Annotated in this window: 8 protein-coding genes; 6 read left to right on the top strand and 2 right to left on the bottom strand. The window is 53.8% G+C overall.

Annotation, left to right across the window (positions count from 1 at the left end; all coding sequences use genetic code 11):
• Window positions 1-67 precede the first annotated feature (67 nt).
• The 6 genes from flgA to EC840_RS14365 all read left to right on the top strand — a co-directional run bounded on the left by flgA (window position 68) and on the right by EC840_RS14365 (window position 8,436).
• On the top strand, window positions 68-784 hold the full coding sequence (gene flgA, locus EC840_RS14390; RefSeq protein WP_132965829.1) for a flagellar basal body P-ring formation chaperone FlgA: 717 nt from the start codon (window positions 68-70) through the stop codon (window positions 782-784).
• Window positions 785-860: 76 nt separating this feature from the next.
• Window positions 861-1,160 (top strand): flagellar biosynthesis anti-sigma factor FlgM, encoded by a 300-nt coding sequence (gene flgM, locus EC840_RS14385; RefSeq protein ID WP_132965827.1) that lies wholly within the window; start codon window positions 861-863, stop codon window positions 1,158-1,160.
• Window positions 1,161-1,177: 17 nt separating this feature from the next.
• Window positions 1,178-1,627 (top strand): flagellar export chaperone FlgN, encoded by a 450-nt coding sequence (gene flgN, locus EC840_RS14380; RefSeq protein WP_112287704.1) that lies wholly within the window; start codon window positions 1,178-1,180, stop codon window positions 1,625-1,627.
• Between the two features lie 240 nt (window positions 1,628-1,867).
• Window positions 1,868-3,328, top strand: a complete 1,461-nt coding sequence (locus tag EC840_RS14375; protein ID WP_132965825.1) for an SrfA family protein — start codon at window positions 1,868-1,870, stop codon at window positions 3,326-3,328.
• Window positions 3,329-3,331: 3 nt separating this feature from the next.
• A complete protein-coding gene (locus EC840_RS14370) occupies window positions 3,332-6,304 on the top strand; it encodes a virulence factor SrfB (protein ID WP_132965823.1) in 2,973 nt (990 codons plus the stop codon).
• A complete protein-coding gene (locus EC840_RS14365; protein ID WP_132965821.1) occupies window positions 6,301-8,436 on the top strand; it encodes a virulence factor SrfC family protein in 2,136 nt (711 codons plus the stop codon). Before EC840_RS14370 ends, EC840_RS14365 begins: the two co-directional genes overlap by 4 nt.
• Window positions 8,437-8,452: 16 nt before the next feature.
• On the opposite strand, the gene EC840_RS14360 is transcribed toward EC840_RS14365, so the two are convergent.
• Window positions 8,453-12,055: a transporter substrate-binding domain-containing protein gene (locus EC840_RS14360; protein WP_132965819.1), complete on the bottom strand. Its 3,603-nt coding sequence runs from the start codon at window positions 12,053-12,055 to the stop codon at window positions 8,453-8,455.
• On the bottom strand, window positions 12,056-12,673 hold the full coding sequence (locus tag EC840_RS14355; protein WP_112287709.1) for a response regulator transcription factor: 618 nt from the start codon (window positions 12,671-12,673) through the stop codon (window positions 12,056-12,058).
• Window positions 12,674-12,678 lie beyond the last annotated feature (5 nt).

Below are 12,678 nucleotides of genomic sequence, written 5' to 3'. Positions count from 1 at the left end.
TGAGCCGTCAAAAGTTGTTGGAAAAGGGATCCGCCCTGCGTTATATAATATAAGGTCAGTACACATCATGTTTTTTCCCCGCCCTCTTTATACCGCGGCAATTTCATTATTAAGCCTTATATTTTATTTACCCGCTTTTGATGCCATTGCCGCTACGCCGTCTGTTGAGACGCTTAAAACACACATTACTGCGCTGGTGAATAGCCATAATGAAAGATCGTCGGACAGCGCCATTACCCGCACCATAAAGATTCTGACGCCCGCTGAACAACTGTCATCCCTTTGCGCTACGCCGGAATTATCCGTAGCAGGCAACAACCGGCGTCTGACCGGGAATAAAAGCATCATTGCGCAGTGCGGAAACAAACGTAAATTTATTCAGATTTCAGTGCAGGCGCAGGGAACCTGGTGGACGGCTCGTCACGGGATTAAACCCGGCAGCGTGATTGATGCGAATGATATTGAGCCGCGCAGCGGATCGCTGGACAGACTCCCCGCCGGGCTGATTTTCGACCGGGAGAGCATTGTCGGACAGACCGCCACGCGCACTATCAATAAAGGCCAGCCGGTGGTGGAAAATCAGCTCCGCAAAGGCTGGTCTGTGGTTTCCGGCCAGGAAGTGGACGTGTTAGCCACCGGTGAAGGGTTTCAGATCCGCATAAAAGCCAAGGCGCTGGACAGTGCCGCAGCAGGCCAGCCGGTGAGACTGAGCACACGTTCAGGGCAAATTGTGACCGGTACGGTGACCCCGGACGGAAAAGTGCATATTAATTTAAAAGAATAGCTTTAGTTATTTTGGCAGCCACCGATATTTTAGATATACCGTGAGGTCACCAGAACAACGAATGTAGAGGAACACCATGAGCATCGACCGAGCAATTCAACCTCTTTCAGTACCCGCTGTGAATGTGCAACAGCAGGATTTAAAAATGCGTCCGAAAGCCGCGGATATCAGCGCGGCACCGGTTGCAGCCAGCGAAACCTCAGGTACGCAAATTAAGCTGAGTAAAGTGACGCAGGCCATTCAGGCAGACAGCTCACAGGATGTTGACTACGACCGTCTTGCAAAAATTCGCGCAGCCATGGATGCCGGTGAATTACAACTTGATACTGACCAGATTGCCAATGCGCTGGTCGAAGACATCTTTCAACTCTCATAAGTTCTGATAAGACATTAATGAAAATGGAAAACTTACGTTCGGTTCTGCTAAAAATTCAAGATTCTCTGGGTGAACTGGAGGCTATTCTTGTCGAAGAAGCAAACCAATTAAGGCGGACGCAGATTAATCCTGTTTCCCTGCAAATTGTATCTGACAGCAAAAGTCAGTTGCTGGCGACGATCAGTCATTATGATGACCTGCGTAAGCAAATTGAAAAGCCGTTACATCTTTCTGCGCCTTATCATCAGAACGCAAGATTTGCATTGCTGTGGAAAAATATCACCAGGAAAGTCACTACCTCTAACGAGCTCAATAAAAAGATTTATGACTTGCTTGAAATGCATATTCAGAAAACTGAAAGCATTAAAAAACTGGTGAATGATGCTGGCACACCCACCTCACTTTATGGTCAGGAAGGTCAGTCTGCGACGCCTGTATCAGGAAAGGTTTATAATATCAGCGTGTAACGGGATTATTAATAGCATTAACAAACTAACAACTTATGTCCCCTAAATAAAAAATCTAAAAAAACCACTCTGTTGTCTATTTTAGCTTCCTGTCGCGGGAAGCTTTTTTTTGTATTTTCCATCTCCTTAATAAGCGTCACTTCTGTTCGTTCTTCGGCCAATCTGTTTATCATTATTTCATCCCGAAAGCCGTTAAAATAGCCAGCGTAAAAATATGCGGAATTTTAAACAGGGTGTGAAGTGGCAAATCTAATACTGCGCAGTGGATATCTGGACGATTACAATGCGCTCGGTGAAAACGGCCAGACAATATTTGAAAGCGCGATACAAATTCGCGAAACATTACGTCTGCGTAAACAACAGATCCTCCTCGATTGCCTGGCGATCCCCCAGCACAATGAAGCCGAAGACAAAGTGGACTGGTACGCGCCGCACGAAGGCACCGTCACTCAGTGGGCTTACGCCAGCGATAAGCAACGCGAACAGGCCCTGCGGTATCTGGAAAATTGCCTGACCAGCGCCAGTGCGCTGAGCAAAAGCTGCCTGCTGGCTGAAAAAACCGCCGTCCGGTTATTTGGCTCACTGCTGGCCCGGGTGGTGCAGTTTCCCGCCAGTCAGCATGTCTATCTGGTCAATGATAAACCGGTGATCACTTTCTGGGGATTTACCCGTCTCAACCATCCGCAGCAGGATGATCCCCTCGATTGCCTGCGTGAAATCGCGCCACCTGTGGTGGCAGAAATCATCACAGAACACGAACCGGTTGTTGCACCGGTGGCTGAAAAACAGGACGCTGAAAAGCCTGAAATCAGTACGCCTGTAATCAATAAGCCGCTGGTTATTGAGGCTTCCGATCCGCTGCCTGAGCCTGAGCCTGAAGAAGAAAAATTTGCTGATCCGCAGCCGGTTGTCGTCACGCTCTCATCGCCTTCTGCACCGCCGTCAGAACCTGCTGCCACCGTGCAGGCTGAGCCCGCCGCATTGCCCCAAAAAACCAGACCGCTCTGGCGCAGACTGATGCTGAAAATTGCCTTTGTGGGCATCCTGTTTATCGGCCTGCCCGTCGCCTGGCCGTACATCGCCGCCATGATGCCGTCGCTGGTGGTGACGCCTTACCGCGCCGGATCCACGGAAAACAACGTGCCTGCAACTATCGCCGAAACGGCGCCAGAACCGGTGGCCGAAACGCCAAAAATCCTGCTGTCCGTTCACCTTCCGGTTCAGCCTGCCGTCGTGGTTGCGCCGCCTGCGCCTGCGGTGAAAGAAGAGTCAGTGAAAGAGCCTGTCGTGGAAAAAGTAGAGGAACCGGTCATCGATAAAAATGCACTGGTGCTGCCCGCTGATGAGGTTAAAGCGGGATCCACAGCCTTTATGAATGGTCGCTGGAAGGCGAGCATCAACGTCAATAATCCGCTGACCAGCACCCCGCCGGGTCTGCGTTATCAGATCAAAAATAGTGAAGGCACCATCAGCATTACCCGCAACAACAATATCGTCTGTAAAGCCGACGTTTATCTCGGGCTGATGCAGTCAGGCAATTTGCTGATTAAGAGCCGTACCAAAGCGAAATGCAGCGATGACACCCGTTATCAGGTGCCGGAAATCACCTGCAGACAACCGCTCAGCGGCGCGGCCCAATGTACCGGCCGCTATGAAGACAACACCGTCGTTCCGATGACGCTTTTGAGAGTGGGTAAATAATTCATGCTGGCAACTCTTATCGACTTCAAACCGGCCGTTACGCTCATCCAGAACAGCAGCGTGCAGTTTCTGGATTTCGGTCTGAATCCGGTGGGCGCAAGCCCGCACGCGGGTCGCTTTGTGCGCCACAGCGTCAATGGCCCGCTGCTGCGTCTCAGCTACGATACGCTGTCTGAGCGCTTCACCCTGCCCGCTGAAAACGGCGGCGAGCCGGAACTTGTCCGCCCGGAGATGACGGTTTCTCTGGAACATTCTTTGCAGGTGATGGACAACGTCTGGCTGCCGCTGCCTTTTATGCGTTTTAGTCCGCCGCGCGTATTCACCAACAGCCCTGCGAACTGGGCGCGTGTGCAGATTAAACGCCTGCCTGCGCCGGATGAAGCCGGTAACACCCTGCGTTTGTGTATTGCGTTCGACACCAAAGTTCACGCCGATGACAGCGCCACCGCAAAGCTGGCTCTCACCACCCGTGATGTACGCGACGGCAGCCGCTTTGCACTGGCGTGGCACAATCATGAAATCAGTGAGTTTCTGGATGAAACCTGGGTCGATGGCTGGTTGCGTGAAGTGTTTGTTCACTATGCCACCAATCAGGAAAAGCGCAGCGCGGGTGATATCAGTAACGCCATGAAAGCCTTCGAGTATCAGGCACACTTCCTCAATATTCTCGAAATGCTCGGTACCCAGCTCGAGATCCCGGAAGTTCAGATCGTCACGGAAACCCTGAGCAATGCGCCGGTTCCGGTGGACTTGATCCTTGATGTGGGCAACACGCATACCTGCGGTGTGATCCTTGAAGATCATGGCCCGAAAAATGCCGGATTACAGCAAAGCGCCGAGCTGCAAATCCGCTCACTGACGGAGCCGCAACTCATCAGCGAACCGCTGTTTACCAGCCGTCTGGAATTCAACGAAGCTAAATTTGGCAAACACCATTTTTCAATGGAAAGTGGCCGCGATGAGGCGTTCGTCTGGCCGTCTTTTGCCCGCGTGGGCGATGAAGCGCGCCTGCTGGCAACGCGCCGTCTGGGAACCGAAGGTGCCAGCGGGATTTCCAGCCCGCGCCGTTATCTGTGGGATGATGCCCCCTCGGATCAGGCGTGGCGCTTCAGTCAGCTGACGGGGAAAACGCCGCGTGAGCCTCGTGCCATCGCGTTACCGCTGATGAATCTGATGAATGATGACGGGCAGCCCTTGTACAGCCTGCCACCGGAGGAACGTCTGCCGGTGTTTTCGCCCAACTACAGCCGCAGTTCGCTGATGACGATCATGCTGTGTGAGCTGCTGGCTCAGGCACTGGCGCAAATCAACAGCGTCGGCCACCGTCAGAGCATGGGGCTGACTCACGCCCCGCGCCAGCTGCGCGATATCGTCCTGACGCTGCCTTCCGCCATGCCCAAACAGGAGCGGGAGATTTTCCGCCAGCGGGTGCAGGAAGCGGTAAAACTGGTCTGGAAATCCCTCGGCTGGCAGCCCAAAGATGACGATTTGCTGCCCGGTTCCGGCAGCCGCGCCACCGTGGTTCCTTTACCAAAAGTACAAATGGAATGGGACGAAGCCACCTGTGGCCAGCTGGTCTGGTTGTATAACGAAGTCATCAATAATTATGCCGGTCAGGCGGAGGTGTTTTTCCAAAGCCTTGCGCGCCCTGACCGGCAGCTTGCCAGTGATGAACCGCAGGGACGCACCCTGCGCGTGGCGTCTGTGGATATCGGCGGCGGCACCACGGATATGGCGATCACCCAGTATCAGTTGGACGACGGCGCGGGAAGCAATGTCAAAATCACGCCAAATCTGCTGTTCCGTGAAGGGTTCAAAATTGCCGGGGACGACATTCTGCTGGACGTGATCCGCCACTGTATTCTTCCGGCACTGGAAAATACCCTGCAAAAAGCCGGAGTGACTGATGCCGCGCGCGTCATGAATAAGCTGTTCGGCGATGCCGCCCTCGACGGAAGTCGCGCCACGCTGCGCCAGCAGGTGACATTGCAGCTGTTTATTCCTCTCGGTCACGCCATTCTCGCCAGCTGGGAAAACAGCGATCCGCATGATAACGGCGTGCTGTTTGAAGGCCGGTTCGGTGAGCTGATCCCCCGGCAGCCGACGCAGAACGTCATCAATTATATCCATCAGACCATCCAGCCGCTGCTGCCCGCAGATGCGCAGCCTTTCGATGTGCTGGACGTCCCGCTGCTGGTGGAACTGGCATCGCTCAAAGAAGCCCTGCTCACCGGGCGCTTCAGCCTGACGGCGCCGCTTCAGGCGTTGTGCGAAGTGATCAACCATTACTGCTGTGATGTGCTGCTGGTTACCGGTCGCCCTTCCTGTTTTCCGGGTGTTCAGGCGTTACTGCGTTATCAGCAGCCGGTGCCGGTCAACCGTATTGTCTGGCTGGACAGTTATCAGATCCATGAACGTTTCCCTTTCGGCCAGCAGGGGCGGGTGGTGAATCCCAAATCCACCGCGGCGCTGGGTGCGATGCTTTGCAGTCTGGCGATGGATTTACGCCTGCCGGGTTTCAACTTTAAAACCGCCGATATACAGGCTTATTCCACCATCCGCTATCTGGGCGTGTTAGAGGGTAATCAGACCCTGAATGCAGAAAACGTCTGGTATGCGCAGGTGGATCTTGACTGCCCGACAGCCCGGCTGGATGAAAACCTGACTTTCCCGGTGCGTGGCGATATTTGTCTGGGGTTCCGCCAGCTGGCTGATACACGCTGGCCGGCGACACCGCTGTATCAGCTGAAAATCAACACGCCGGCGCTGGCAAAACGTATTGCGGGAGACGGCATTTTGCAGGTGCAGCTGCAATACGATCAGCAAAACGGTGGCTTCTCTCTGGCGCACGCCACAATGCAGGACGGCAGTCCGCTGCCGGAAGGGGCGGTAAGCCTGAAACTGAACACGCTCGCCAGCAGTTATAACGGCGACAATCACTATTGGATCGACAGCGGGAACGTATACCTAAAATGAGCCAGTCAGACGCCATGCTTAATCAACTCACTGAATGGGTAAACGATACCCGCGCGCATTCCCCGCGTCTGGATCGGGAAGCGGACGGGCTGCTGGCGCGGTTAATGCAATTGCAGCAGCGCCAGCAACAGATCGTTTCTCTGAACGATGCACCGCTGACGCTGGGGTTTTACGGCAGCTCCGTTGCCGGTAAACACCACATGCTAAAAATGATTGCCGCCGGAGGGAGTGACGAGGTTTATGTGCAGCTGGGTGAAAACACGCTCGATTATCTGCGCCATATTAATCCCGATAATCTTCCGCCTTCGATGGCCGTTCGTTTCACCGATATCGTGACATCCGGAGTGGAAAACTTTCCGCTGCTGCTGACGCTGTTTTGCGAAAGTGAACTGGCACAGCGGCTGATACGTCAGTATCAGGCTTCCCGCCAGCCGCGCATTCTGTCCCGCAGCGCCATCACTGCCAGACTGGCTGAACTGAAACTGCGCCGCCAGCCGCGTGAAATTCCGGGCATGACCTGCGGACAATTTTCATCCGTCGTCCGCTGTTATCATCAGTCGGTTCGAAGCACGTATCATCTGGATGATGCGCTGGTCTGGCAGATGGCTGAACTGGTTCCCTGGCTGGATCTGGCCGACCGGGCAATATTGCTTTCCACCCTGTGGGGAGAACACCCGGCACTGAGTTCGCAGTGGCAGCAGCAGGCGCGCAGGTTGCAGAATCTGGGCGGAGTGACACAGGTTCTGGCCCCGCTCAGTCTGGTCGTCGACAACATGCTGTTGCCAAACCCCGGTTTCCTGGTTCCCGCAGCGGAAAATACCGCAGAGCTGAATAACGACGTGATTGTCTGTCCGCTGCGTGATGAAAACACGCTGACGCGGCTGAGCATTCCGCAGCAGGATTTGGTCAGCCTGTGTGCCGAAATCACTTTCACGCTGAGCCAGCCTTCTTCACTGACCGGCGTCGATATTCTGGACATCCCCGCCGGGCAACTCCCCCGCTATCAGGAATGCCTGCAACCCGATACGGTGCTTATCTGCAACGCCGTCGCCGAAAGCCAGAGTCTGAGCCCGGTGGCTCGTATGCTGGAAAGTTGGGTGGAGGAAACTCAGCCTCAGACACAGAGCACGCTTCCGCGTCTGGTCTGGGCGATCACGCCTTTTGACCTGCGCTTTACCCGTGGCAATCACACCGACGCCGCCGTGCAGCGTTACATCACGCAATCGGGAAAACGCTGGGGCACATTACAGGCACTCGATCAGCGCGATATCGCTTGTCTGATCGAATGGCTGTCGGCGGCAGTCAACGGCGTATCAAGAGAGGACCGGCTTCGCGCCTTGCAGGGGGATCTGCATCAGCGGATTGCCGCGCAGTTCCGCCGCTTTACCTCACCGGAAAATGAACAACCGGGTCAGCGCACTGAAATGATGATCCGCGCCTTGCAATCTCAGGCGGCAAAACAAGGTGATCTGATTGACCGGCTGATGTTGCCACGCGACGCGCTTTATCAGTGCTGGCAGCAACAGCAGCAGAAAAATACCGGGCAGCCTTCTGCGCTGATGATGAGTGTCGATTTGTTTGACGACGCTGATACCGCTCCCGATACAGTGCATCAGCAGGACAGCTTTGCGGCAGACGTTTTCGCCCTGTGGGTGAATCATGTGACTCAGCTTGGCCATAATCAGGCCACTGCCGGTGCCGCCGGGCTGGACGCCGCTCAGCTTCAGACGCTGTGCGACACGCTGATCACCACGGCTTATCGCCTCGGACTGGCTGATACGCTGGAAACGACGCTGGCACAGCAACATGGCGATGCCGCACTGGCTGTCACTCAGGCGGGGAATGTCGTCAATGATTTTGTCAGCTGGCTGGGTTACGACCTGGCGGATGCCGGGCAGCGTCCGCAGAGCCGCATTAACAAGGGCGCACCGATTTTTGCGCCTGCCCCGCAGGCCAGTGCCGGAATGCGTCCGGATAGCCTCGGCGATGACGTGATACAGGGTAATGCCCGCTACATTTTCGACTGGCTGGTCGCCCTGCTGACCCGCGCAGCAGAAAACACGCAGTGGGACATGGCTGACGGGCTGGATGAAAAACACAGAAGTTCACTGCGCCGGTTGCTGACGTCATAAATCCGCAGCCGCCGTTTTAACTCATGTGCCTTTTCAGTCTGGCAGACAAGGTTTCAAGGGCGGCGAGCAACTCACTGACGGCATCGTCGCCGTTTTCCTCATTCTCACTCACAATTTCCAACGTATCGCAGGCATCAATGACGGCCTGCGCGTTGATCATCTCAGCACCACCGCGGATGCGGTGAGCAATGGCCGCCAGCGTCTGAATATCGCCGGAGGCCGACGCGGTCTCAAGTTGTTGTCTGTCCTGGTGAATACCGGAAATAAACGTCTGTAAAAGGGGATGAAGTTTAGCGGGATCGTTATTTGTCAGCGCGACCAGCCCGCTTAAATCCACCTCATTTTCATCACCAGACGGTGCGTCTTCGGGTTCGGGTGTAGTCTCAAAAAGAGCGGCCAGCATTGCCAGGGTTACGGGCTTAAACAGACACTTATCCATACCGGCATCGAGGCATTTCTGCCGTTCTTCATTGACGGCGTTTGCCGTTAACCCGATTATTTTTACCGGCAATCTGTTCTGTGTGCTTTCTTCCTGACGTATCCGGCGGGTCAGTTCATAGCCATCCATCACCGGCATACTGCAGTCAGTGATCACGAAGTCGACATCTCCACGCCGCCACGACGCCAGCCCTTTACTGCCGTCAGCGGCTGCCGTCACATGATGACCCAGCGAATTCAGCTGGAACGTCAGCACTTCCCGGTTGGCCGCGTAATCATCGACAATCAGCACCCGCCGCGATGCCTGAATTTCTGTGACGGTCGCTGGCAGGCTTTCTGATTGTGGCAGCGAACTGCGCTGTAATGGCAATATCACGACCGCAGAAGTGCCTTGCCCTGGCTGGCTTTCCAGCGTCAGCGTACCGCCCATCATTTCGCTCAACGTTTTGCAAATCAGCAAACCCAGCCCAGAGCTTTGCTGAGACGACAGTTTATTATTGGACGCACGTGAGAAGCGGGAGAACAGTTTCCTGCAGTCTTCGTTTGAAACGCCGATACCGGTGTCGGTAATCGTTATCGTCAGTTGCAGGCGCTGTGCGCTTTCCACATGGGCTGCCGCACGGACAGTGATTTTGCCCTGTTCGGTGAATTTCAGCGCATTGCTGAGCAGGTTGGAGATGATCTGTTTAAATCTCAGAGGATCTATCAGTACGCCATAATCCAGCGTTCCGGCGATGTCTAAACTGAATTCCAGTCCCTTACGTCGCGCCAGCGCTTCGAATAACCGGCACAGGGAGGAGATGAGCTGACCGATATTTTCCGGTTGCAGGTTCAGCGAAAGGTAGCCGCTTTCAGCACGTTCAATATCGAGAATATCCCCAATCAGCGCCAGTAAACCCTGCGCTTCACCCGACGCAATATTCAGGGAGTATTTATCAACAATGCCTGCATCAGCTTTTTTCACCGCCAGTTCCAGCATCCCGATAATGACGTTCATCGGCGTGCGGATTTCGTGGCTCATGGTGGTCAGGAAGGTTGATTTTGCTTCGCTGGCCTGCACGGCCTGATCTTTATCGGTCTGCAAACGCTCCATACTTTTGTGACGTTCGCTGATGTCATACCAGCCGCCGATGACGCCGATAATCTCACCCTTTCCGGTCCGGTAAGGCATGATCCAGTGGTGAATAATTCGGTAATCATTTTGGGCGAGCCGCAGGATCCGGTCACTGATAATGCTTTCTCCCGTTTCAATCACCTGCAGATAGGTTTCTTCGAGTTCCTCGGCCCATCCTCCGTTCATATCCTGCAAATTCTGCATATCAAAGACCGTTTTACCCAGCACGGTATTCTCTGGAATATTCAGTTGCTGATAGTAGCTGGTATTGCACAAGAGCAATTTACCGTTGCAGTCGCGCACGTAAATAGGCAGCGGCGTTCCATCAATCAGGTCCCGCATGAAAGTCAGCTGATCGTTAAGCTTTGATTCGGCCTTATCCCGCTGCTTTATCAGGTTACGCAGCCAGTAAACCCAACCCAGCAGGATGATGAGGAAAACAACCAGCAACAGGAGTCCGTACAGAAGTTGCTGGCGTTCTTTATTCCAGAAGTTTCGTTCGATGACCGTCTGACCGCGCCAGTGATTGCCCAGTTCGCTCATTCTTGCCGGCGGGATAGAGGACAGTGCCTTAGTGATAATTGCCAGCAATTCTGGCCTGTTATCAGCCATGGCAATGCTCAGGCGCAGTGACTGATTGGTAAACACGGAGTCGATTTTGAACCGGTTTTTGTAGAAGTTATCAATCATGAACACCGACTCCGCCAGTGAAACTACCACGATGTCGACCTTTTTCGCCCTGAGCATACGAAAAGCGGCTATGGCGTCTTCACTGATCACCGGCACCATTTGCGGATACTCATTTTTAATCACTTTCAGGATGGGATCTTTGTCTACTACCGCGACCCGTAAAGGTTTATCCCCGATGTCATCAATATTGATATTGCTGTCTAAGCGGCTGGAAACCACGTAGCTGTCACGATAAAAAGTGGGGGAATAACGGATGCCCGGCGGCGGCGGTTGCAGGTTATCGGTGACCGACACCGCAAGATCGACATCACCGTGCTCCAGCAATTCTCTTGCCTGAGCACCGTTCCCGACCTTATGCCAGACCAGCTGGAACCCGCTGATTTTCGCCACTTCTTTCAGTACATCCGCATTGATCCCGTAAGGTTCGCCGCCTGCGGCAAAAAATGAGTAAGGCTCATTGGTATCTTCAAGGGCAACCCGTAAAACCCGATGGTTATCGCGCCACGCCAGCTCTTTTTCATCGAAAAGAACCGTATTGTCTTTATCAATCATCTGCGGCTTAACGCCCCAGTGATTAAGGATCTTCTGCCGCTGTTCGGGAGTGACGGCCTGAATGACCGCATTCAATAGCGATAAAAGAGTTTTATTCTCGTGGTTTAGCGCAAAAGCGAACTGGGTCTTTGGCAGGGTGGCTCTGCGTTCAATGGTGATGTTATTGAACACTCGTCGCCCCGAAAGAAATTCAGCACTGATGTTATCGCCAAGAAAGAGATCGTTTTGCCCGAAGGAGACTGACCCCATCGCACTGAAGTTGGAGGGATACATTTTCAGCTTAATGTCGGGATAGGCTTCAAGTATCCACTGAGAAGGCAAATAGTTGTACACCATCGCCACTGAGACGCCGTTCAGATTTTCACTGTGCCGGACAGGAATGTCAGAACGTCTGGCGAAGACCGGATTGTCTTCAGCATAAGCCTTAGATAACACGAGGTTTTTGTCTATCTGATCGAAGCCATTCGATGTGCCGAGAAAGTCGAGTTCATTGCGCGCCAGCGCCGCCATCGCCTCCTGACGTGAGCCAAAAACTTTCACCGTCACCGGGATGTGCAGCGCGGTGGAGATCAGTGAAGCATAGTCGGCGGTGATACCAATATAATCATTTTCAAAATTGATGATATCGAAAGGCGGGTAGCCCGGTTCGGTAATCCCCATCGTGAGCTGCCCTTTCTGCTGCAACCACTTCTGCTGTGCGCTGCTGAGTGAAACAACCGGGGCAGGGCCTTTATATTGCCCGTGGAGCGTGGCGGTATAAACTGCGGCAGCCATTGCCTGTGTGCAGAGCAATACGCTTAAGATTAACCAGCCCAAAAGGCGCATTTACGTATTCTCATAATGGCTGGCGACGTCAGCCAGTTCGAGTAAATTGCTGACATTTAACTTGGTGTATAACCGGGTTTTATAGGTGCTGATGGTCTTCTCGCTCAGTGACAATGTTTCAGCGATTTCTTTGTTACTCAGGCCGTTGATGAGGTATTTCATCACCAGCATTTCACGGTGCGACAGACGGGCCAGTTTCTCCGTCCCCGCTGCCGTCGTTTCGCCGGTGGCGGCAGAGACTTGCGGAAATAATGAATAACCCGACATCACGGCATTGATGACGTCCGTCAGCATCGAAAGGTTATCGTTCTTCGACACATAACCGGACGCTCCCGCCTGGATGCAGGGCAAGGTGAACTGCTCGCTGTTTTGGGAGGTCAGCACGACGATTTTGCAAGCGTTTTTACGCTCGCGTAAGTGGCGGATCACCTCCAGTCCGCCCAGTCCGGGAATGCCTAAATCCAGCACCAGCAAATCAGGTTGCAGTGACTCGCATTGCTGTAAGGCCTCAATACCGTTGTCACACTCAGCGACAACCTGAAATCCAGCATTGATGACCAGCATCCTGACCGTTGCCAGAATGAAAGGATGGTCATCAACAATAATTGCTTTACGCACTAGGT

The sequence above is a fragment of the Rahnella sp. JUb53 genome, from assembly GCF_004346065.1.
GTDB lineage: Bacteria > Pseudomonadota > Gammaproteobacteria > Enterobacterales > Enterobacteriaceae > Rahnella > Rahnella variigena.
The sequence above is the reverse complement of the archived record's forward strand: the minus strand, read 5'-3'. Positions and strand labels throughout refer to the sequence as shown.